Origin of the sequence: Streptomyces sp. 2-1 (genome assembly GCF_048564895.1) — a bacterium.
GTDB lineage: Bacteria > Actinomycetota > Actinomycetes > Streptomycetales > Streptomycetaceae > Streptomyces > Streptomyces phaeochromogenes.
Map to the genome: position 1 here is coordinate 8,082,778 of NZ_CP183383.1, position 22,181 is coordinate 8,104,958.

Here is a 22,181-nt window from a genome sequence, read left to right on the forward strand (position 1 = left end):
GGTGGATGGGGGCTCGTGGAGTGGCTTCTCGTGGAGTGGCGCGAGGGGGCGGGTGGCGGGTGACACCGGCGTACGCGGGCACCTCGCGCGCCGTACCGGGGCTGTACGGCGTGTCAGGCGCGGCGCTCGGCCTCGGACCGCAGGCGGCTCAGCCAGCTCTCCAGGGACTGCCGCAGCGCCTCGCGCATCTCGTCGGGGCGCTCCTCGACCGGGGCTCCGGCCCAGGACTCCTCGGTGCGGACCGTCACGGTCCGCTCGCCGGTCGCCCCGCCGGTCTTCTCGAAGGTCCAGACGTGGACGCCCTCGATGCCGTGCGCCGGGCCGCCCCAGACGATCCGCTCGCCGGGCACGACCTCGCGGATCGTGGACGTGATGTCGAGGCCGTGGGTGAGCCACCGGAAGGAGGCGCCCGGCGCGAGCGGGCCGTTGAAGTCGACGCTGTCGATGTCCGTGTTCCAGTCGGCCCAGGAACCGATGTCCGTGTGCAGGGCCCATACGGTCGCGAGCGGGGCGTCGACGGTGGTCGAGAGGCGTACGACGACGGGGGCGTCCTCGTCGACGGAGTGGGTGGGTGTGGTCTCGGGGTGCTTGGCGTTCTCGGCGTTCATGGCGGGATCTCCTTCTGTTGGTGTCGGACGGGCGTTCAGCGGGTGGGAGCGGGGGCCGGGGCCTCCTCGGTGCGGGGCTGTGCCGCGAGGCGGCGGGACAGGAGGGGAGTCAGTGCGGCGGCGACGGCGACCACGGCCGCCGAGACGAGGAAGGCGAGCCGGTAGCCCTCGGTGAGGGCCGCCGCGGGGGAGTGGTGGTGTGCGGCGGCGGCCGTGCGGGAGGCGGCGAGCGTGCCGAGGACGGCCAGGCCCACGGCACCGCCGATCTGCCGGGTGGTGTTGACCAGGCCGCTGGCCAGGCCCGAGTCGGCGGGCCGTACACCGGTCACGGCGGCCCCGGTGAGCTGGACGAACGCGGTGCCGAGGCCGAGCCCGATCACGAGGATCGGGCCGAGCAGGTCGGTCGGGTAGCTGCCGTCCGCCGTGATCCGGGACAGCCACAGCAGTCCGGCGGCCTGGGTGAGCAGGCCCGCGGCGAGCGTGACGTGCGGGCCGAACCGACGGGCGAGCCGCGGGGCGAACCAGGAGCCGAGCATGTTCGCCGCCGCCAGGGGGAGTTGGGAGAGCCCGGTCTCCAACGGCCCGGCGCCGAGGACCTGTTGCTGATAGAGCGGCAGGAAGAAGAACAGGCCGACCCAGACGGCCCCCAGCAGCGTCATGACGAGGTTGGCCGGGGCGACCAGCCCCTCCGTCCACAGCCGCGGCGGCAGCAGCGGAGCGGGGTGGCGCCGCTCGACCAGGAGGAACAGCGCGAGCAGCACGGCCGCCGTGCCCAGGGAGCCCAGCACCCAGGGGTCGGTCCAGCCGGAACGTCCGGCCGACGTCAGCCCGTACACCAGCGCGACCAGTCCGGCCGTGACGGTGAGGGTGCCGACGAGGTCGAGCCGCCCGGGGGCGCCCTCGTCGGGCGGTGAGGCGGGGACCAGCAGCAGGGTGCCGACGAGGACGACGGCCGCGCCGAGTCCGGACATGTGGAAGACCCACGGCCAGCCCAGGCCCTCGGTCAGCACCCCGCCGAGCAGGACTCCGGCGGCTCCGCCCGCGCCGGACACCGCGCCCCAGACCCCGATCGCCTTGGCGCGCCCGGGGCCCGGCGGGAAGAGCCGCATGACCAGGGAGAGCGCGGCGGGTGCCACGGCGGCGGCTCCGACGCCCTGTGCGGTGCGGGCGGCGATCAGCGCCCCCGGGCCGGTGGCGAGGCCCGCGGCGACCGAGGCGACGGTGAACAGCGCGAGGCCTCCGAGGAGAACGCGGCGCCGGCCGACGAGGTCGGCGGTTCGTCCGCCCAGCAGGAGCAGCGCTCCGAAGGCGAGGCCGTAGGAGTTCACGACCCAGGACATGCCGGCGTCCGAGAGCCCGACGCCGTCGCGGACCGCGGGCAGGGCGACGTTGACGATCGACGTGCTGAGCGCGACAGCGAACTGGGCGGCGGCGAGGACCGCGAGGGCGGCGCCGGGGCGGACCGCCCTGGCTCCCTTTCGCGTGCTGGACATCGGGTTCCCTTTCTCGGGGGTTCCTGTGAGTTCCTGTGAGTTCTTGGCCGCTGTGAGTATGTGTGGTTGACCACTCACTCTTCAGTCCCAAAAAATGGGCGGGGCTGTCGGGGTGTGAAGCGCGACCCCTCGCCCCGCCGGCGGGCTCGTCAGTAGTGCCGGATGCCCGCCGTGAGGGTGCGCGTCCATGGGGCGTCCACTTCCTGCGCCTCCATCGACACGACGAGATGACAGAGCATGCCGACGGCGAAGAACTCCTGGACCTGTCGGTCGTCGCCCCCGGAGGCGCCGCGCACGTACTCCACCGTGCGGGCGTACCCCGCTCGTACGGCGTCCCGGATCGCGGGGACGGAGACCGCGGCCGCCTGGGCGTGCAGTTGGACGAGCAGGAGGTCGTTGTCGCTGATCAGGTGGGCGTAGGCGTTGCCCATCGATGAGAGCACCTCCTCCGGTGAACTGCCCTTCGCCTCGGCCGCGCCCCCTTCCAGGCTCTCGCGCACCCTGACGAAGCAGTGCTCGACGACCGCGGCGAACAGGGCCTCCTTGTTCGGGAACAGCCGGTAGACGTACGCCTGGGAGATTCCGGCGGCCTTGGCCACCTCCGTGGTCGTCGTGCCGAAGTAGCCCCGTGAGGCGAAGGCGCCGATGGCGGTGCGGAGCACCGTCTCGCGGCGCTCCTCGGCGGTGGACAGGTGGCGTCGTCGTTCCGTCTGCATGTGAGTACTCAACCACTCACACTTTTTCGCCGTCAAGGGCGGAGCCACTCCTTGCGCTGAAAAAATAAAGAAACGTCCGAACCGCAACCCGCGAGTGGCTACGCTGCGTCACCCAGGGCGGAGCTGGCGCCGAGCCGTCAACTCGCCTGTACCACCCACGACTTACCGACTACGCGACAGAGCACGGGGGCCCGGCATGGGTACGAACTGGATCGAGAAGGCGCAGCGGCTGGGCGACGGGAGCATCGGAGGTGCGATGGACCATCCGTCGATCCCCGGCCGCGTCGTCTGGCACACCACGGAGAGTGGCGCCGGTGACGACGCGTTCCGTTCCGTGACGTCGCATCTGATCAGCGTCTCCGCCGAGCCGCACCTGCTGTACGACCCGACGACCGACCGGCTCGGCCAGTTCGGGCCGCTGAACGCGAGCGCCCGCGCGCTGCGCAACGACGGTTCGACGCGGACCAACCGCGTCGGGAAGGTCTGCATCCAGATCGAGGTCCTCGGGCGGGCGGGCAAGCCGTTCACCGCGACCTGGAAGCCGGGGCCCAACTACCGGGCCATGATGGCCGCGATCCGCTCCTGGAAGATCCCAGACACCTTCCCCGCCGGGCGCATCGCGACCTCGGGCACCGACGCGACCAACCGCCCCCGGACGATCTGGATGAGCAAGGGCGGCCACTACGGCCACGCCAACATCCCGGGCAACGACCACTGGGACCCGGGCAACATCGACAAGTCCGCCCTCTTCGCGGCGGCCCCGGTCGGGTCCCCCGGGGCGGGCCTCCCCACGCCGTCGAAGCCGGTCGTCGACCTCAGCAACGTCGTCGCCGCCGCGCGCCGCGACCCGGGTCTGCCCCAGGGCGGCAAGACCCACAAGGCGGACGTCCTCGTCGTCGAAAAGGCCCTCGTCGCCGAGGGGTTGCTGCCCGCCCAGTGGGCCGACGGCTCCTTCGGCAGCAGGACGGTCGAGGCGTACGCGAGTCTCCAGCGTCGGTACGGCTTCAGTGGCGCCGACGCCAACGGCATCCCCGGCCAGACGACGCTGAAGCGACTCGGCAAGGAGCACGGCTTCACGGTCAAGGCCTGATTCCCGCGAAACGGCCCGTGGGGCTCCGGACGACTTCCGGAGCCCCACGAGCCGTTGGCGTTCCCCGACCCCTTCGTCCGCACCTTCCCCCGCTTCTTTTCTGCTGCCTTTTCTCTTGACGTGAAATTGGTCCGTACCTATGGTCACGGCCAACGCCTGTGTTCATAAAGGCATTCCGTGTTCACATACGAGAACGGATGTCCCCCACAATGCTGAACACCCCGGTACCTCCACGTCACCGCCGTAGATCCCGCTTCGCGCTCGTCGCGACCGTCGCCGCTCTCCTGGCGGGTGCCCTCGCCTGGCCCGCCGCCGACCGCGCCGAGGCGGCTCCCGCCACCTTCACGCACCCCGGAGTCACCGTCTCCCGCGGCCAGTTGGACTTCGCCCGGCAACAGGTCAACGCCGGCGCCCAGCCCTGGAAGGGCGCGTACGACCAGATGCTGGCGAGCAAGTACGGCTCGCTCACGCGCACCCCCAAGCCCCGGGCCGTCGTCGAGTGCGGCTCGTACTCGAACCCCAACAACGGCTGCACCGACGAGCGCGAGGACGCGATCGCCGCGTACACCCAGGCCCTCGCCTGGTACGTCACGAGGGACGCGCGGTACGCGAGGAAGGCGATCGAGCTGATGGACGCCTGGTCCGCGACGATCCGGGACCACACCAACAGCAACGCCCCGCTGCAGACCGGCTGGGCCGGCTCGTCCTGGCCCAAGGCCGCCGAGATCATCAAGTACACGTACGACGGCGGCTGGGCGAACTCGGGCCGCTTCGCGACCATGCTGCGCACCGTGTACCTCCCCGAGATCATCAACGGCTCGAACTCCAACGGCAACTGGGAGCTGTCGATGATGGAGGCCGCCGTCGGCATCTCCGTCTTCCTGGAGGACAAGGCCTCGTACGACAAGGCCATGGCGAAGTTCCGGACCCGTACGGCCGCGTTCGTGTATCTGTCCTCCGACGGTGCGCTGCCGAAGACCGTGCCGAGCCAGAACCTCGACACCGCGCAGAAGATCATCAACTACTGGCAGGGGCAGTCGACCTTCGTCAACGGGCTCACCCAGGAGACCTGCCGCGACCTCACGCACACCGGATACGGCATCTCCGCGATCTCGCACGTCGCCGAGACGAGCCGCATCCAGGGCCAGGACCTGTACGGCACCGACGTCGGGGAGCGGCTGCGGCACGCGCTCGGCTTCCAGGCCAAGTACCAGCTGGGCGAGGCGCCCCCGAGCTGGCTGTGCGGCGGGTCGCTGCACCTCGGGCTCGGTCCGATCACCGAGGTGGGCCACAACGCCCTGAGCAATCGCCTCGGCCATGTCATGACCAACACCGAGCGGCTGACACAGCAGAACAGGCCGTCGGGGAGCAACAACCTCTTCGTCGCCTGGGAGACGCTCACGCACGGCGACAACCCGAACTGAGACGTTGCCCGACCGGGCGCCGGACGGTGATACTGGCGCCCGGTCCACGGGGGAGGGTCATGAGCCAGGTCGTCACCGAAACGATGGTGCGCGTCGAGAACGTCCACCGCTCGTACGGCAGCGGAGCCACCGCCGTACACGCCCTGCGCGGCGTCTCGTTCGACATACCGCGCGGTGAACTCGTCGCTCTCAAGGGGCGTTCGGGTTCCGGCAAGACCACACTGCTCAACCTCGTCGGCGGGCTCGACGAACCGGACGACGGGCGGATCACCGTCGACGGGCTCGACCTCTCCGGACTCGGGGAGAACGGGCTGCTGGAGCTGCGCCGGGACCGTATCGGCTTCGTCTTCCAGTCCTTCGGTCTCATCCCGATCCTGACGGCCGCCGAGAACGTGGGCGTGCCGATGCGGCTGCGCCGGGCCGAGCCCCGCGAGCGCGAGGAGCGCGTCGAGCTGCTGCTCTCCCTGGTCGGGCTCGCCGACCACGCGGCGCAGCGGCCCGGCGAGCTCTCCGGCGGGCAGCAGCAGCGCGTGGCCATCGCCCGCGCCCTCGCGAACGAGCCCGCGCTCCTCATCGCCGACGAGCCCACCGGCCAGCTCGACGCCGAGACCGGTATCGCGGTGATGGAGTTGCTGCGGGCGGTCGTCCGCAGTGAGCGGGTCACCGCGCTCGTCGCCACCCACGACGCGGCCCTCCTGGACCTCGCCGACCGGGTCCTGGAGCTGAGTGACGGCGAGATCGTGGAGCACTAGCCACGGCGAGACCGTCGAGCACTGAGGCCGAGCTCGTGGAGTACTGAGGTCCGGAGGGGTCCGCGGCGGCGCGTCAGGGTTCTGTCAAAGACGTCCCGTGCCCCACCCCTCACCCCATTTGTCAGGATTGTTGGCCGTAAGGTCGACGCAGCGTACGCAGTGCGTTTTGGGAAGACAATGGGGCCATGGGACGCGGCAAGCTTCGGATCTACCTCGGTGCGGCACCGGGCGTCGGCAAGACGTACGCGATGCTGTCCGAGGCGCACCGGCGCGTCGAGCGGGGCACGGACTGCGTGGTGGCCTTCGTCGAGCACTACGACCGGCCGCGCACCGAGGTCATGCTGCACGGTCTGGAGCGGATCCCCCGCCGAGAGATCTCCTACCGGGACGCCGTCTTCACCGAGATGGACGTCGACGCCGTCCTGGAGCGTGCCCCGGCCGTCGCCCTGGTGGACGAACTGGCCCACACGAATGTCCCCGGCTCCCGGAACGCCAAGCGCTGGCAGGACGTCGAGGAGCTCCTCGCCGCCGGGATCGACGTCGTCTCGACGGTCAACATCCAGCATCTGGAGTCGCTCGGTGACGTCGTCGAGTCGATAACGGGAGTACGGCAGCGCGAGACCGTCCCGGACGAGGTGGTGCGCAGGGCCGACCAGATCGAGCTCGTCGACATGTCGCCCCAGGCGCTGCGCCGCCGGATGGCGCACGGCAACATCTACAAGCCCGACAAGGTCGACGCGGCCCTCTCCAACTACTTCCGCCCCGGCAACCTCACCGCCCTGCGCGAACTGGCGCTCCTGTGGGTCGCCGACCGCGTCGACGAGTACCTCCAGCAGTACCGCGGCGAGCACGGCATCCGCTCCACCTGGCAGGCCCGTGAACGCATCGTCGTGGGCCTGACCGGCGGACCCGAGGGCCGTACGCTGATCCGCCGCGCCGCCCGGCTCGCGGAGAAGGGCGCCGGCGGCGAGGTGCTCGCCGTCTACATCGCCCGCAGCGACGGCCTGACCTCCGCCTCGCCCAAGGAACTCGCCGTCCAGCGCACCCTCGCCGAGGACCTCGGCGGCACCTTCCACCACGTCGTCGGCGACGACATCCCGTCCGCGCTGCTGGAGTTCGCCCGCGGGGTCAACGCCTCCCAGATCGTGCTGGGCTCCTCGCGGCGCAAGGCCTGGCAGTACGTGCTCGGCCCCGGCGTCGGCGCCACGGTCGCCCGGGAGTCGGGGCCCGACCTGGACGTCCATATCGTCACGCACGACGCGGCGGGCAAGGGGCGCGGACTGCCGGCCGCCCGGGGATCGCGGCTCGGCCGGTCCCGGATCATCGCGGGCTGGCTGGTCGGTGTCGTCGGCCCGGCCCTCCTCGCCCTGCTGCTGACCCACGGCGCCTCGAACCTCGGGCTCGCCAACGACATGCTGCTCTTCCTGACGCTGATCGTCGCGGCGGCCCTCCTCGGCGGGCTGCTCCCGGCGCTCGCCTCGGCGGCCCTCGGCTCGCTGCTGCTGAACTACTACTTCACCCCGCCACTGCACCGGATGACGATCGCCGACCCCAAGAACATCGTCGCCATCGTCATCTTCGTGGGCGTCGCGGTGTCGGTGGCCTCCGTGGTGGACCTGGCCGCCCGTCGCACCCACCAGGCCGCCCGGCTGCGGGCCGAGTCCGAGATCCTCTCCTTCCTGGCCGGCAGCGTCCTGCGCGGCGAGACCAGCCTGGACGCCCTGCTGGAGCGGGTCCGCGAGACCTTCGGCATGGAGTCGGTGGCCCTGCTGGAGCGGGACAGCGACGTCGACCCGTGGACCTGCGCCGGCAGCGTCGGCCCGCACCCGCCGACGCTCCCCGAGGACGCGGACGTCGACATGCCGGTCGGCGACCACACCGCGCTCGCCCTCTCCGGCCGGGTCCTGCCCGCCGAGGACCGCCGGGTGCTCGCCGCCTTCGCCGCCCAGGCCGTCGTCGTCCTGGACCGCAAGCGCCTCCAGGAGGAGGCCGAGCAGGCCCGCGCACTCGCCGAGGGCAACCGCATCCGTACGGCGCTGCTGGCGGCCGTCAGCCATGACCTGCGCACCCCGCTGGCCGCCATCAAGGCCGCCGTGTCGTCCCTCAGGTCCGACGACGTCGCCTGGTCCGAGGAGGACGAGGCCGAGCTCCTGGAGGGCATCGAGGCGGGCGCCGACCGCCTCGACCACCTGGTCGGCAACCTCCTCGACATGTCCCGCCTGCAGACCGGCACGGTCACCCCGCTGATCCGCGAGATCGACCTCGACGAGGTCGTCCCGATGGCCCTTGGCGGAGTCCCCGAGGACAGCGTCGAGCTGGAGATCCCCGAGACGCTGCCCATGGTCGCCGTCGACCCGGGCCTGCTGGAGCGCTCGGTCGCCAACGTCGTCGAGAACGCCGTCAAGTACAGCCCCGCCGGCGAGCGGGTCCTGGTCGCCGCCAGCACGCTCGGAGACCGCGTGGAGGTACGCGTGGTGGACCGCGGCCGCGGGGTCCCGGACGAGGCGAAGGACCGTATCTTCGCGCCCTTCCAGCGGTACGGGGACGCCCCGCGCGGCTCCGGCGTGGGCCTCGGCCTCGCGGTCGCCCGGGGCTTCGCCGAGGCCATGGGCGGCACCCTCGACGCCGAGGACACCCCCGGCGGCGGCCTCACCATGGTCCTCACCCTCAGGGCGGCCCCCGCCCACCCGACACCCTTCGTGGACGTCACAGCATTCGTAGAACCGGAAAGGCAGGCTTCATGACCCGCGTCCTCGTGGTCGACGACGAGCCGCAGATCACCCGAGCCCTCGTGATCAACCTCAAGGCACGCAAGTACGAGGTCGACGCGGCCCCCGACGGCGCCACCGCCCTCCAGCTCGCGGCCGCCCGGCACCCCGACGTCGTCGTGCTCGACCTGGGCCTGCCCGACATGGACGGCGTCGAGGTGATCAAGGGGCTGCGCGGCTGGACCCGCGTGCCGATCCTGGTGCTGTCCGCCCGGCACTCCTCCGACGAGAAGGTCGAGGCCCTCGACGCCGGCGCCGACGACTACGTGACCAAGCCCTTCGGCATGGACGAGCTGCTCGCCCGCCTGAGGGCCGCCGTCCGCCGTGCCGAGCCCAATGGCGGCGACGAGGAGGACGTGATCGTCGAGACCGAGGACTTCACCGTCGACCTGGCCGCCAAGAAGGTCAACCGGGACGGCCGCGACGTGCGCCTCACCCCCACCGAGTGGCACCTCCTGGAGGTGCTGGTGCGCAACACGGGTCGCCTGGTCAGCCAGAAACAGCTGCTCCAGGAGGTCTGGGGCCCCTCCTACGGCACCGAGACGAACTATCTGCGGGTCTACATGGCCCAACTGCGCCGCAAGCTGGAGACGGACCCGGCGCATCCCCGGCACTTCATTACGGAGCCGGGCATGGGGTATCGGTTCGAGAAGTGAGACCGGTTCGGGTCGTACGCCGGTTCGAGTGGCGGCACCAGGGGTACGTAGACGTCAGCGCCCCCCGGTACGCTTCAGATATGAGCGCTGTTCCTCGTTCCGAAAAGCCGGCGGGCCGGTTCCGGCGGATGATCGACCGGCTCTCCTCGTCCCAGGAGGACCTGGAGTCGGAGGAGCTGCGCGAGGACACGGAGACCGCGGGCTGTACGCGTATCGGTGACTGCCGGGACCGACAGGTGGTCACCGTTACTGGTACCTTGCGCACGGTCACCCTGCGCCCGAGAGCCGGTGTCCCGGCCCTGGAGGCCGAGCTGTTCGACGGTTCGGCCGCCCTGGACGTGGTGTGGCTCGGCAGGCGCTCCATAGTGGGGATAGAACCGGGGCGCAAGCTGATCGCGTCGGGCCGGATCTCGCTGAGCCGGGGCCGCCGGGTGCTGTTCAATCCCAAATACGAACTCAGACCCCTCGGACGGGAGTAGCCGGTGACGTCGCTCGACAAGCCGACCGAAGACGCCCAGCGGGATTCGCGGGCGGTGACCGAGGCCGCGCTCTTCGAGGCGTTCGGCGGTCTGCGGGGCATGATCGAGACGGTCCTGCCGGGCCTGCTCTTCGTCACGATCTTCACGATCAACAAGGACCTGCACTCCGCCGCCATCGCGGCCCTCGGTGTCTCGATCCTGCTGGTCGTGGTCCGCCTGGTCATGAAGGACACCGTCAAGCACGCCTTCAGCGGCGTCTTCGGTGTGGCCTTCGGCGTGGTCTTCGCGATGATGACGGGCAACGCGAAGGACTTCTACCTGCCGGGCATGCTCTACACGCTCGGACTCGCCCTCGCCTACATCATCACGACGCTCGCGGGAGTTCCGCTGATCGGGCTCATTCTCGGCCCGGTCTTCAAGGAGAACCTCTCCTGGCGTACGCGCAACCCTGGGCGCAAGACGGCGTACGCGAAGGCCAGTTGGGCCTGGGGGCTCATCCTGCTCGCCAAGTGCGCGATTCTGTTCCCGCTGTACTGGTGGGCCGACACGACTCAGTTCGGCTGGGTCCTGATCGCGCTGAAGATCCCGCCGTTCCTGCTCGCGGTCTGGCTCACGTGGGTCTTCCTGGCGAAGGCGCCGCCGCCGATTGATGTGTTTGCGGAGATGGAAGCGGAGGAGCGGGCCGAGAAGGAGCGGGAAGCAGCGGCTCGGTCTGCGGATTAGGCACCGGTGCCTGTGTGGGCCGCTGGGGGCTGCCGCCCCCAGGCCCCCGCTATCGGCCTGAACGGCCTCGTCCTCAAACGCCGGACGGGCTGGATGGTGCCGGACCGGGCTGAGACGTAGAGCCGGACCAAGCTGAAATTGAGGGGCGCTCGGAGATGTCTCCGAGCGCCCCTCAATTTGTCTCCGTACGTCAGCCGTCCAGCGTCAGCCCGCCGTCTCCTCGCGGCGGACCGACAGCAGGTCCTCCAGCTGTTCCTCGCGGGCCTGGGCCGCCACGAAGAGGAGTTCGTCGCCTGCTTCCAGGGAGTCCTCCCGGGTCGGGGTGAGGACCCGGGTGCCGCGGATGATGGTGACCAGGGACGTGTCCTCGGGCCAGGCCACTTCGCCGACCTGGGTGCCGGCCAGGGCCGACTCCGGGGGCAGGGTCAGTTCGACGAGGTTGGCGTCGCCGTGGCTGAAGCGGAGGAGGCGGACCAGGTCGCCGACGCTCACCGCCTCCTCGACCAGGGCCGACATCAGACGGGGGGTCGAGACGGCGACGTCCACGCCCCACGACTCGTTGAACAGCCATTCGTTCTTGGGGTTGTTGACGCGGGCGACGACCCGCGGAACCCCGTACTCCGTCTTGGCGAGGAGCGATACGACGAGGTTCACCTTGTCGTCGCCCGTCGCCGCGATGACCACGTTGCACCGCTGGAGCGCGGCCTCGTCCAGCGAAGTGATCTCGCAGGCGTCGGCGAGCAGCCACTCCGCCTGCGGGACGCGCTCGACCGAGATGGCGGTCGGCGCCTTGTCGATCAGCAGGACCTCGTGCCCGTTCTCCAGGAGCTCGCCCGCGATCGAGCGGCCCACCGCACCGGCACCGGCAATGGCGACCCTCATCAGTGACCGCCTTCTTCCTCGGGGCCCTCGGCGAACGACGCCTCGACCTTCTCGACGTCGTCCGTACGCATCATCACGTGCACGAGGTCGCCCTCCTGCAGCACCGTCTGCGAGGTGGGCAGCACTGCCTCGCCCAGCCGGGTGAGGAAGGCCACGCGCACACCGGTCTCCTCCTGGAGCCGGCTGATCCGCTGACCGACCCACGCCGTGGACGCGTGCACCTCGGCGAGCTGCACCCCGCCCGTGGGGTCGCGCCACAGCGGCTCGGCGCCCGACGGCAGCAGCCGGCGCAGCATCTGGTCGGCGGTCCAGCGGACGGTGGCGACCGTCGGGATGCCCAGCCGCTGGTAGACCTCGGCACGGCGGGGGTCGTAGATGCGCGCCGCGACGTTCTCGATGCCGAACATCTCGCGGGCCACCCGGGCGGCGATGATGTTCGAGTTGTCACCGCTGGAGACGGCGGCGAAGGCACCGGCGTCCTCGATGCCCGCCTCGCGCAGGGTGTCCTGGTCGAAGCCGATACCGGTGACACGACGGCCGCCGAACCCGGAGCCCAGTCGTCGGAAGGCGGTGGGGTCCTGGTCGATCACGGCGACCGTATGCCCCTGTTGCTCCAGGGTCTGGGCAAGAGCGGAACCCACTCTTCCGCAGCCCATGATGACGATGTGCACGACCGTCCTTCCGGTGTGAAAAGTTGCTGATCAGGCTGAAACGCTAAGACAGCGTCTCAGACCGACGCCCAAGCTACACACGCGCGGTCCGCGGGGGGCACCCCCGCGCACGATCGTCCGCGGGATCCCGGCGATCAGCGGCGGCTGATGCTGCGCACGCTGACGAGAGTGAGGATCCCGAGCCCTACGAGTCCGGCGGCGGCGCCGATGAGTTCCGCGGTGGCGTGCATGGAACCTCCATGAAGTGGCAAGGGGCGGCAAAGTTTTGGCTTTTTTCATATAGGCATGCGGCTTCGCCCGGCGGCGGAATCCGCAACCGGGCCCGTACGGGATTTCACTCGGAGGGCAGACGAAGGACGGCCGCGCTGTCCTCCCGGCGACGCCGAGGGCGGGGGAGGGTGGGCGTGGCCGTGTTCGACCGCTTACGATCCTCTGCGTGTCCAAACTGACCGACGTGCCCAAACGGATCTTGATCGGGCGCGCACTGCGCAGTGACCGGCTCGGAGAGACGCTCCTGCCGAAGCGCATCGCACTCCCCGTCTTCGCTTCCGACCCGCTCTCCTCCGTGGCGTACGCACCCGGGGAAGTGCTCCTCGTCCTTTCCATCGCGGGCGTGTCGGCCTATCACTTCAGCCCCTGGATCGCGGTCGCGGTCGTCGTGCTGATGTTCACCGTTGTGGCCTCGTACCGGCAGAACGTGCACGCCTACCCCAGCGGCGGCGGCGACTACGAGGTGGCCAACACCAACCTCGGCCCCAAGGCCGGTCTCACCGTCGCCAGCGCGCTGCTCGTCGACTACGTCCTGACCGTCGCGGTGTCGATCTCGTCCGGCATCGAGAACCTCGGCTCGGCGGTCCCGTTCGTCGTCGAACACAAGGTGCTCTGCGCGATCGCCGTGATCGTGCTGCTCACGCTGATGAACCTGCGCGGGGTCAAGGAGTCCGGGAAGCTCTTCGCGATCCCGACGTACGTCTTCGTGGTGGGCGTCTTCCTGATGATCGCGTGGGGCGCCTTCCGCGGATTCGTCCTGGACGACACCATGAAGGCGCCGACCGCCGACTTCGAGATCAAGGCGGAGCACCAGGGGCTCGCGGGCTTCGCCCTCGTCTTCCTGCTGCTGCGCGCCTTCTCCTCCGGCTGTGCCGCGCTCACCGGCGTCGAGGCCATCTCCAACGGTGTTCCGGCCTTCCGCAAGCCCAAGTCCAAGAACGCGGCGAGCACGCTCGCGGCCATGGGCCTGCTCGCCGTCACCATGTTCTGCGGCATCATCGGCCTGGCCATGGCGACCAACGTCCGCATGGCCGAGAACCCGGCCCACGACCTGCTGAAGAACGGCGTGGAGGTCGGCGCCGACTACGTCCAGAACCCGGTGATCTCCCAGGTCGCCGAGGCCGTGTTCGGCGACGGCAGCTTCCTGTTCATCGTGCTCGCCGCGGCCACCGCGCTCGTGCTCTTCCTGGCCGCGAACACCGCGTACAACGGCTTCCCGCTGCTCGGCTCGATCCTCGCGCAGGACCGCTACCTGCCGCGCCAGCTGCACACCCGCGGCGACCGGCTCGCCTTCTCGAACGGCATCGTGCTGCTCGCCGGCGCGGCCATCCTGCTCGTCTGGGTGTACGGCGCCGACTCCACGCGGCTCATCCAGCTGTACATCGTCGGCGTGTTCGTGTCCTTCACGCTCAGCCAGACCGGCATGGTCCGGCACTGGAACCGCCACCTGGCCACCGAGAAGGACCAGGCCAAGCGCCGCCACATGGTCCGCTCCCGGGCCATCAACGCGTTCGGCGCCTTCTTCACCGGCCTGGTCCTGGTCGTCGTCCTCGTCACCAAGTTCACGCACGGCGCCTGGGTCGCACTGCTCGGCATGGTGATCTTCTACGCCACGATGTCCGCGATCCGGAAGCACTACGACCGGGTCACCGAGGAGATCGCCGCCCCCGAGGGGCCGTCCGACGACAGCGTGCGCCCCTCCCGTGTCCACTCCGTCGTGCTGATCTCGAAGATCCACCGGCCGACGCTGCGGGCCCTCGCGTACGCCAAGCTGATGCGCTCCGACACCCTGGAGGCGCTCAGCGTCAACGTCGACCCGGCCGAGACGAAGGCCCTGCGCGAGGAGTGGGAGCGGCGCGGCATCACCGTGCCGCTGAAGGTCCTCGACTCGCCGTACCGCGAGATCACGCGGCCGGTCATCGAGTACGTGAAGGGGCTGCGCCGTGAGTCCCCGCGCGACGTGGTGTCGGTGATCATCCCCGAGTACGTGGTCGGGCACTGGTACGAGCAGCTGCTGCACAACCAGAGCGCGCTGCGGCTCAAGGGGCGGCTGCTGTTCACGCCGGGCGTGATGGTGACGTCCGTGCCGTACCAGCTGGAGTCGTCCGAGGTGGCCAAGAAGCGGGCCCGCAAGCGGCAGGACTGGAACGCGCCGGGTTCCGTGCGGCGCGGTCCGGCCGAGGACCGGCCGAAGGAGCCGACGTCCCCGAAGCGCTGAGAAGCGGGGGAGCAGGGGCCCACGGGCTCGTGGTGAGCGGCCGGGCGGTGTCCACGTAGACTGGTGGGCTGTTGTCCGGCCGTTCCCCATTTCGCATCTGGAGTCACCCCGCCATGCAGGCAGAACCGAAGAAATCGCCGGCGGGGTCGCTCGTGGGTCAGGAGTACGAGGTCGAGATCGGCCCCGTCGCGCACGGCGGGCACTGCATCGCCCGTACGGACGCCGGCCAGGTCCTCTTCGTACGGCATGCGCTGCCCGGCGAGCGGGTCGTCGCGCGGGTGACGGACGGCGAGGAGGACTCGCGCTTTCTGCGGGCGGACGCGGTGACCGTGCTGGAGGCGTCCAAGGACCGCGTCGAGGCGCCCTGTCCGTACGCCGGCCCGGGCCGCTGCGGTGGCTGCGACTGGCAGCACGCCAAGCCGGGCGCCCAGCGGCGGCTCAAGGGCGAGGTCGTCGCCGAGCAGCTCCAGCGGCTCGCGGGCCTCACCCCGGAGGAGGCCGGCTGGGACGGCACGGTGATGCCGGCCGAGGGCGACAAGCTGCCCGCCGGTGAGGTCCCCGCCTGGCGTACGCGCGTGCAGTACGCGGTCGACGAGGACGGCAACGCCGGTCTGCGCCGCCACCGTTCACACGAGGTCGAGCCCATCGAGCACTGCATGATCGCCGCGCCCGGCGTCTCCGAGCTGGGCATCGAGGAGCGTGACTGGTCCGGCATGGAGTCGGTCGAGGCGATCGCGGCGACCGGTTCGCAGGACCGCATGGTGATCCTCGAACCGCGGCCCGGCGCCCGCCTGCCCCTCGTCGAACTCGACAAGCCCGTCTCCGTCATGCGCGTCGAGGAGCACGACGGCGGTATCCACCGCGTCCACGGCCGCGCCTTCGTCCGCGAGCGCGCCGACGGCCGTACGCACCGGGTCGGCAGCGGCGGCTTCTGGCAGGTCCACCCGATGGCGGCCGACACGCTCGTCAAGGCCGTCATGCAGGGCCTGCTCCCGCGCAAGGGCGACATGGCCCTCGACCTCTACTGCGGCGTCGGCCTCTTCGCCGGCGCCCTCGCCGACCGCCTCGGCGACAAGGGCGCGGTCCTCGGCATCGAGTCCGGCAAGCGCGCGGTGGAGGACGCCAAGCACAACCTCGCCGCCTTCGACCGCGTCCGCATCGAACAGGGCAAGGTCGAAACGGTCCTCCCGCGCACCGGCATCACCGAGGTCGACCTCATCGTCCTCGACCCGCCCCGCGCCGGCGCCGGCAAGAAGACCGTCCAGCACCTCGCCTCCCTCGGCGCCCGCAAGATCGCGTACGTCGCCTGCGATCCGGCCGCGCTGGCACGGGACCTGGCGTACTTCCGGGACGGGGGGTATCGGGTGCGGACGCTGCGGGCGTTCGACTTGTTCCCGATGACTCATCATGTGGAGTGTGTGGCGATTTTGGAGCCTGCGGCAAAGGGCATCTGACCTGCAGTTTTCCTAGGCTGCTCAGATGTGGCATGGCGGGATCGATCTGCTTCCCGGAGCGCACGACGTGGAGCCTGTCACGTGACGGGTGCCGCGCCTCTGACCTGCGGTTATGCGGAGGTCATGCTGGATGAAGGGGGCGCTGGCCCGATCATCGCGGGTGCGGCGAGAAGTCACTTCGACGCTCATCCAACGCTGCTTCTGGCGATGTGTCATGCCTATCGGCCTGCTGTTCATGCTCTGTGGAGTCCTCGTTCTCGACTCGTTGCGTGCCTCCGGGACCTGGGGCTACGGCCGGCTTGCCTTCGATCCCCGTGGGCATACGGAGGCATTCCTCCGCGTACGGGACCCGAACCCTGTGTCACAGCCGGCACTGACGTCTCTCCTCGGCTCGACCAGGCCACTCTGTCGTGGCGCACGATCATCAGGGCGCGGCGGCCCAGCGGGCCATCACCGGGTGACGGACCAGGTTGGGCGTGGAGAAGCAGGGCCGTGCGGCCCCGTGGCTGATGCCACGGGGCCGCACGGTGGTGGGGGCATGCGGCCCCTCTACTTTCTTGTCAGAAGTCGGCGCTCGGGCCGTCCGCGTCCAGTTTCAGGTCCACGCTGTACAGCGGACGATCCTCGATCCCCAGGGCGCGCATCAGCTCGTTGGTCGGAATCCTGTACCTGCGTCCGACGCGGCGGATGGAGCAGGGGAACTCGCCCTCGCGGATCAGTCGGTACGCGGTCGTCGAACCGATCCCAAACGCTCGGCACGCCGTCCGCAGGTCCACTGTCACGGGCAGGTCGAACATCTCCGAGAAACTGAGTCGGCCCTCTGCCGGGTCCTTCATGCTCGCCTCCCTGCAGGGCGGACCGGCCGGGTGCCCGCGCGGCGCTCGGACCGTCGGTTCTTCCGGTGGTCGTGGTGCGTCGAACGGTCCCTCGTCTCGTCGGTGTCGGCGAGGGCACCCTTGCGTAGATGCTCTGGGCGCACCCGGAAGCGCAGCGGGGCTTGCAGCCCGTCCGGGCCGTCCGGACGATCCACCCGCACATCCAGGCACTCCTCAGCCGGAGCGTCCGCCTCCCCGTCGGGCGCGCTGAGCGCGCGATCCTGGGCGATGCGCTCGACATGGGTGGAGGGGAGCTCCCGCAGGCCGTCGCGGGCGAAGCGCCACGCCCTGGTGCGTGCTGTGTGGATCAGGGAAGAGTCGGAGAGGCGGCTCGCGGCGTCCGGAGCCGCCAGTTCCTCCAAGAGGGCCAGGATCATCTCGGCCTCCAGGTCCGACCGATCGGCGCGCAGGCGGGTGCAGGCGCGGTGGACCGTCCCGGTCAACCGAGGCAGGGTCAGCCAGATCGCCAGGAGCTTTCCGATGCCGTGCGGAGCGAGGTCGCTCAGTGCGGTGCTGAGTACCTCCTTCCAGACCGCGGCGGCGAACTGCGGATCGGAGCCCGGCCCGTACAAGGCTTCGTGCGTCTCGGCAGCGGTCAGCCGGATCGGCTCAGCCCCCTCGATGTCCGTGGGGACGGTCACGAGGACCGCGTCGCCGACCCGAGGGTCGTCGAAGTGCCGCTTCACGGAGGCGAACATACTGCTGGATGGTGGATACATCAGTAAATGTCCTTTCTCTGAGCTGAAGGTGCCGAAGGCGCTGGAGATGTCGAAGGCGCCGCAGATATCGATGTGCTGGACGGGCTGAAGAGCCGCCGGTGTCGGTCTTGTCGACCGGGATTCGCCGCCTTCGACCACGAACGTGTGACAGTGCGGAAAGGCCGCGAGCTCGCCGGTCGGAGTAGTTCAGAGGGGTGGGGCCGAAGTGGGTGGGTGCCCGCCCGGGACGGGCACCCACCCATGAGCTGTGGAACTCAGGCGGTCTCGGAGGGAGAGGCGTCCGGCGCTTCGGCCTGTGGGGTCGCCGGCGTGGTGCCCTCGGTCCGGTCGGCCGCCCGCCGGCGCCGGGTCGGCGGCCAGTCCGGGGACTTGCGCAGACGGCTCGCCCGGCGGTTTCGCTGACGGTTGTTCATAGGGCCTGCGGTTCCTTCCTGATGGGTTGATGGATGACTACGCTGCCGTCTCGCCTTTCTGCGAGCGGCTGGTGCCATCGTGCCCGGGGACGGGAGGAGGCCGCGGAGCAGAAACTGAGGGAAAACTGAGGCCTGGGGGCGTGAAGGAGCACGTGCGTGTGAAGCGGCACATCGCAACGTACAGATGAAGGGGGCGCCGTCGCGGGGCCCGGACCACTGCTTCCGGTGCGGAGAAGGGAAGAGCGATGGAGGGGTACGTGCTGGGCCCGGTAAGAGTCGAAGGGGACGGCGGCGGAAGGGTCTGCGCAGGTTCGAAGGCAGCCGGGCTGTTCGCGCTTCTGGTGACATCGGCGGGCTGTCGATGTACCAGGAAGGAGATCGCTGAAGTCCTCTGGGAGGGCGACGAGAACACCCGCAGCCTGGTGGACCGTGCTGTCTCCGACCTGCGGAAGCGACTCGGCCCGGAGGTCGTGCCCCATGGTGGCAAGTCGGGTTACTGCACGCTCCGCGCGCCGGAGGGCGGCGTCGACCTGCTCCGCTTCCGCGACCGTGTGGCGAGGGCCGCAGGGCTGAACCATCCGGAGCGGTTCGAGTTACTTGGCGCGGCCCTGGAGGAGTGGGATGGCGGCGAACCGTTGCGCGGGCTGACAGAGAGCGGCTTCCAACTGCGCAGGGAGGCACTGCGGGCCGAGTTGATGGCCGCCGTGCACGCTCGGATGGACGCCGCCTACAAATCCAGGAAGGAGAAGTGGCTCCGCGAGGAGACGGAGAAGTGGTTCGAGCGCGCGCCGGCGCTGCCCCAGGTCTTCCGGTTCTACCTGCTCGCCCACGGCGACCTGCCGGAGCGTCGGCGTGAACGGCTCATCAAGGAGTGGACGAAATGCAACGGAAAGCTGCTGGACGCCGACTTGCGGAGCGCTATCGACCAGGTCCGGGGAGTTATCCATCGGCCCGGCGGGACGCTCCTGCCGCCCGTCCCCGACCAGTTGCCCGGCAGCAGACGTAGACCGGTCGGGCGGGACGAACTGATACGCAGCCTCGCCGGGGCCGTGTGCGAGGAACAGGACGCCGGCAACCTGGCCTTGGTTCTCATCAGCGGCATGGCGGGTGTCGGGAAGAGCACGGTGGCCAACCACCTCGCCCGCCGGCTTCGGGAGCGGTTCCCCGACGGAGTGCTTCACGCCGGACTGAACGGGTTCGCCGACGGAGACGTGCGGCCCGCCGAACCGGACGAGGTCCTGGATGGGTTCCTGGCCGTGCTGCCGCCGTACACCACGGTGACCGGACCGGAGAGCAAGAGCAATGCGCTGCGGTCGGCACTGGCCCACCGCTCGGTACTCATCGTCCTCGATGACGCGCTCAACGCCCAGCAGGTGCTGCCGCTGCTCCCCGGAGACGGCACCTGCGCCGTGATCGTAACCAGCCGCAACGACCTCTTGCGCCTGCAGTCCGAGAGAAAGGTGCTGTTCCGCAAGATGGAGCCGCTGCAAGAGGCGGACGCCCTGGAGGTGCTCCAGGAGAAGGTGTCGGCCGAGGACCGGTCGAAGTACGCCCATGCCTTCAGGGATCTGGTTCGCCTCTGCGGTCGGCTGCCGCTGGCCCTCACCGTGGTGGCTCGGCTTCTGGAAGGCGGTGCGCGTCCGCTGCGTACCCTCCCCGCCCTGGTGCGGGACATGGAGAAGGAGCGGGAGCGGGCGAGGCTGGACACCTTGCACCTGCCAGAGCACGAACTGTCGGTCCGCGCAGCGCTGAACTGCTCCGTACGCGTGCTCGGTGAGGAGGCCCGACTGTTGCTGTGGCAGCTCGCCGTCCACCCCGGGCCCACCGCCTCCTGGGAGGCGGTGATGGACCTGGGAAGGGTGGCGGGCGAAGGAGCGCGCACCGACCGGGCCTTGATGGAGCTCGTGGCGGCGAACCTGGTGGAGCTCCAGGGTGACCGGTACGGGCTGCACGACCTCGTACGGGCCTTCGCCCGCCGGCATGTGCAGCCGGGGGCGGACGGAGAGGCGGCGGACATCGAGCAGGCGACCGTACGGCAGGTGCTGGAACACCAGCTGCACAACGTCCGCGCCTGCGACCGGGTGCTCGACCGCGAGCGAGCCCTGCCCATCGGCGAGCCCGACGGGGTCACGGTCACCGACCCCGCGGAACCGCGGCAGGCGCTGGCGTACCTGGACGAGGAGTACGCCGCTGTCCAGCGAGGCATCCGATTAGCCATCGGCCAGGGCATTGAACGGTACATATGGCTGCTTTCGATGGCCCTGGTCACCTATCAGTGGCGCCGGCACCTCCTCGGCGACGCGCGGAGGAACCTCCTGCACGCCGTCGAAGCCGCCGAATCCGCCGCCGCCCCGGTCGATTGCGCCATGGTCCACCGGATGCTGGCAGGGACACAGTGGCGGTTCGGCAAGTACGACGCGGCTGTGGGCCACCTGCACCGTGCCGTCCGGCTCAGCAAAGAGGACCACAGTGGGGCAGGCCGGCTGAGTCTTGCCCGTTCGCTGCACCGGCTCGGAATCACCCTGCGCAAGCAGGGTGACCGGATGGGGGCGGAGGAAGCGCTGTGCCAGGCACTGGAGTTGTGCCGGGAGGTGTCTGACCCGGTCGGAGAGGCCGCCGCCCTGAACGCCCTCGGCGCGCTTCACCACGATCGGGGCGAGCACGCGCAGGCGCTCCGTCGGTGCGCCGATGCCCTGGGTGTAGTGGAGCGCACGATGGAGCGCGGCGGCCTGGCCGACGTGCTGTTCACCCTGGCCAAGGTGCACCTGGCCCGCGCCGAGCGGGACGAGGCCATCCGCCTGTACCGGCGGGCCTGCGACATCTACCGCGAACAGGAGAACTGGCCCAACGAGGACAAGACGCGGATGCTCTTCGCGGACGTCCTGGTGTCAGCCGGTGAAACCGACGCAGCGGTACGGGAGTTGGAGAGAGTCATCGAGCTGCGTGAGCTGATGGGTGGCGAAGGAGTGCGTGAGGTCCGGGAGTTGCTGGAAGGGTTGAGGTGACCCGCCCGGCTGGCGACCTCCGGATCACCGTCACAGCCGAGGCGGATGCGTGCGGTAGTACTCGGTCGGGTCGGGGCGCAGTCGCCTCGGCGGACGCCGCGAGCCCAACAGGGGCAGGTACGGGCGGAGTCGGTCGAACACCTCCCGGACATCCGCCGGGCGCTCCTCCGCCTCCCACCGGACCATCCACAGTGCGAGGGAGGCGAACTCCGGGGGGAGCTCGGCGAGCTTGTCGGCCGGCAGCACCGGGCCGCCCGGCTCCGCCCGCTCCTCCAGTCCGCCGTAAGGCAGTCGCATGACGGTCATCTCCAGCAGGATGCAGCCGAGCCCGAAGATGTCCGCCCGCCGCGTCAGACCCGAGGGACACTCGTCGGACTGCTCGGGGGAGGCCCATCCACGCGTGCCGCGCTCGAAGGTCGACACGCCCTCCGTGATCGCGTGGCCCATGTCGATGAGACGGAGTCGGCCGTCCGGTTGCACGATGACGTTCTCGGGTTTGAGATCGCAGTGCACAAGATTCTGTTTGTGCACTTCCCACAGAATTTCGCACAGCTGGCCGATGACGGACGCGACGGTCGCGGGATGTCTGACGGGCCGGGCCGCCAACAGGACGTCCTGCAGTTGGTGTCCCTCGATGAATTCCATGACCAAGCATCGGCGTCCTCGGTGCGTCCCGGTGGCGAAAACCTCGGGAATCTCCTGAATTCCCGTCAGCATCATCATGCGGGAGCCCTCTTCGAGAAGGTTGCTGCCAGCCGAGCGGAAATAGCTCTCGGGGCCGAGATCTCGGGCCTTCTGGAGCTTCAGCGCCACCCTCTCCCCGCTTCTGCGGTCACGGCCGAGGAAGAGGTCGCCCTGACCGCCTTCACCGACCATGTCCAGCACTTCGTAGCGCTTCTCCACATTGCCGATCTCCTCGATCTGCCTCATGGCCACCCTTCTTTCCTCTCTTTCCTCGGTACAGA

Annotated in this window: 19 protein-coding genes; 10 read left to right on the forward strand and 9 right to left on the reverse strand. The window is 69.9% G+C overall.

Translation table 11 applies throughout. The features are described from left to right. Nucleotides 1-113 precede the first annotated feature (113 nt). The 3 genes from ACN20J_RS35570 to ACN20J_RS35580 all read right to left on the reverse strand — a co-directional run bounded on the left by ACN20J_RS35570 (nucleotide 114) and on the right by ACN20J_RS35580 (nucleotide 2,817). Nucleotides 114-608: an SRPBCC family protein gene (locus ACN20J_RS35570; RefSeq protein ID WP_419667559.1), complete on the reverse strand. Its 495-nt coding sequence runs from the start codon at nucleotides 606-608 to the stop codon at nucleotides 114-116. Between the two features lie 35 nt (nucleotides 609-643). Beyond that, the gene (locus ACN20J_RS35575; RefSeq protein ID WP_419667560.1) at nucleotides 644-2,101 is read right to left on the reverse strand and encodes an MFS transporter; all 1,458 of its coding nucleotides are present in this window, start codon (nucleotides 2,099-2,101) and stop codon (nucleotides 644-646) included. A 149-nt stretch (nucleotides 2,102-2,250) separates the two neighbouring features. Continuing rightward, nucleotides 2,251-2,817, reverse strand: a complete 567-nt coding sequence (locus ACN20J_RS35580) for a TetR/AcrR family transcriptional regulator (RefSeq protein WP_190226859.1) — start codon at nucleotides 2,815-2,817, stop codon at nucleotides 2,251-2,253. A 196-nt stretch (nucleotides 2,818-3,013) separates the two neighbouring features. Here ACN20J_RS35580 and ACN20J_RS35585 point away from each other — a divergent pair, with 196 nt between their 5' ends. The 7 genes from ACN20J_RS35585 to ACN20J_RS35615 all read left to right on the forward strand — a co-directional run bounded on the left by ACN20J_RS35585 (nucleotide 3,014) and on the right by ACN20J_RS35615 (nucleotide 10,709). After that, on the forward strand, nucleotides 3,014-3,907 hold the full coding sequence (locus ACN20J_RS35585; RefSeq protein WP_419667561.1) for a peptidoglycan-binding domain-containing protein: 894 nt from the start codon (nucleotides 3,014-3,016) through the stop codon (nucleotides 3,905-3,907). 197 nt (nucleotides 3,908-4,104) lie between these two features. Continuing rightward, entirely contained in the window at nucleotides 4,105-5,331 is a 1,227-nt protein-coding gene (locus ACN20J_RS35590) for an alginate lyase family protein (protein WP_189841144.1), read from the forward strand. 59 nt (nucleotides 5,332-5,390) lie between these two features. Then, nucleotides 5,391-6,083, forward strand: a complete 693-nt coding sequence (locus ACN20J_RS35595) for an ABC transporter ATP-binding protein (protein WP_055615456.1) — start codon at nucleotides 5,391-5,393, stop codon at nucleotides 6,081-6,083. 185 nt (nucleotides 6,084-6,268) lie between these two features. Further along, nucleotides 6,269-8,827: a sensor histidine kinase KdpD gene (locus ACN20J_RS35600; RefSeq protein ID WP_361922350.1), complete on the forward strand. Its 2,559-nt coding sequence runs from the start codon at nucleotides 6,269-6,271 to the stop codon at nucleotides 8,825-8,827. Beyond that, nucleotides 8,824-9,507 (forward strand): response regulator, encoded by a 684-nt coding sequence (locus ACN20J_RS35605; RefSeq protein WP_055615458.1) that lies wholly within the window; start codon nucleotides 8,824-8,826, stop codon nucleotides 9,505-9,507. Before ACN20J_RS35600 ends, ACN20J_RS35605 begins: the two co-directional genes overlap by 4 nt. Before the next feature lie 80 nt (nucleotides 9,508-9,587). Continuing rightward, nucleotides 9,588-9,986, forward strand: coding sequence for an OB-fold nucleic acid binding domain-containing protein (locus ACN20J_RS35610; RefSeq protein ID WP_189841147.1), 399 nt, complete (start codon nucleotides 9,588-9,590; stop codon nucleotides 9,984-9,986). Between the two features lie 3 nt (nucleotides 9,987-9,989). Further along, nucleotides 9,990-10,709 carry a DUF3159 domain-containing protein gene (locus ACN20J_RS35615; RefSeq protein WP_055615459.1) on the forward strand — a complete coding sequence of 240 codons (720 nt, stop codon included), beginning with the start codon at nucleotides 9,990-9,992 and terminating at the stop codon, nucleotides 10,707-10,709. A gap of 204 nt (nucleotides 10,710-10,913) precedes the next feature. Here ACN20J_RS35615 and ACN20J_RS35620 read toward each other — a convergent pair whose 3' ends face one another. Together ACN20J_RS35620 and ACN20J_RS35625 are read right to left on the reverse strand one after the other, a co-directional pair. Continuing rightward, nucleotides 10,914-11,591 (reverse strand): potassium channel family protein, encoded by a 678-nt coding sequence (locus ACN20J_RS35620; protein WP_189841148.1) that lies wholly within the window; start codon nucleotides 11,589-11,591, stop codon nucleotides 10,914-10,916. Continuing rightward, a complete protein-coding gene (locus ACN20J_RS35625) occupies nucleotides 11,591-12,262 on the reverse strand; it encodes a potassium channel family protein (RefSeq protein ID WP_055615461.1) in 672 nt (223 codons plus the stop codon). The genes ACN20J_RS35620 and ACN20J_RS35625 overlap by 1 nt, the downstream gene beginning before the upstream one ends. 436 nt (nucleotides 12,263-12,698) lie before the next feature. Between ACN20J_RS35625 and ACN20J_RS35630 the strand changes: the two genes are divergently transcribed. Both ACN20J_RS35630 and ACN20J_RS35635 read left to right on the forward strand, forming a co-directional pair. Beyond that, a complete protein-coding gene (locus ACN20J_RS35630; protein WP_189841149.1) occupies nucleotides 12,699-14,750 on the forward strand; it encodes an APC family permease in 2,052 nt (683 codons plus the stop codon). A gap of 113 nt (nucleotides 14,751-14,863) precedes the next feature. Continuing rightward, nucleotides 14,864-16,204, forward strand: coding sequence for a class I SAM-dependent RNA methyltransferase (locus ACN20J_RS35635; protein WP_419667562.1), 1,341 nt, complete (start codon nucleotides 14,864-14,866; stop codon nucleotides 16,202-16,204). Between the two features lie 560 nt (nucleotides 16,205-16,764). On the opposite strand, the gene ACN20J_RS35640 is transcribed toward ACN20J_RS35635, so the two are convergent. The 3 genes from ACN20J_RS35640 to ACN20J_RS35650 form a co-directional block, all read right to left on the reverse strand. Next, nucleotides 16,765-17,040: a helix-turn-helix domain-containing protein gene (locus tag ACN20J_RS35640; RefSeq protein ID WP_419667563.1), complete on the reverse strand. Its 276-nt coding sequence runs from the start codon at nucleotides 17,038-17,040 to the stop codon at nucleotides 16,765-16,767. Further along, entirely contained in the window at nucleotides 17,037-17,777 is a 741-nt protein-coding gene (locus tag ACN20J_RS35645) for a hypothetical protein (protein WP_419667564.1), read from the reverse strand. The genes ACN20J_RS35640 and ACN20J_RS35645 overlap by 4 nt, the downstream gene beginning before the upstream one ends. Before the next feature lie 275 nt (nucleotides 17,778-18,052). Then, nucleotides 18,053-18,211 carry a hypothetical protein gene (locus ACN20J_RS35650; RefSeq protein ID WP_419667565.1) on the reverse strand — a complete coding sequence of 53 codons (159 nt, stop codon included), beginning with the start codon at nucleotides 18,209-18,211 and terminating at the stop codon, nucleotides 18,053-18,055. A 245-nt stretch (nucleotides 18,212-18,456) separates the two neighbouring features. Between ACN20J_RS35650 and ACN20J_RS35655 the strand changes: the two genes are divergently transcribed. Continuing rightward, complete coding sequence (locus tag ACN20J_RS35655; protein ID WP_419667566.1) at nucleotides 18,457-21,216, forward strand: tetratricopeptide repeat protein; 2,760 nt, start codon at nucleotides 18,457-18,459, stop codon at nucleotides 21,214-21,216. Between the two features lie 30 nt (nucleotides 21,217-21,246). Here the strand turns inward: ACN20J_RS35655 and ACN20J_RS35660 are convergent, their stop codons facing one another. Next, on the reverse strand, nucleotides 21,247-22,146 hold the full coding sequence (locus ACN20J_RS35660; RefSeq protein ID WP_419667567.1) for a serine/threonine protein kinase: 900 nt from the start codon (nucleotides 22,144-22,146) through the stop codon (nucleotides 21,247-21,249). Between the last annotated feature and the right edge of the window lie 35 nt (nucleotides 22,147-22,181).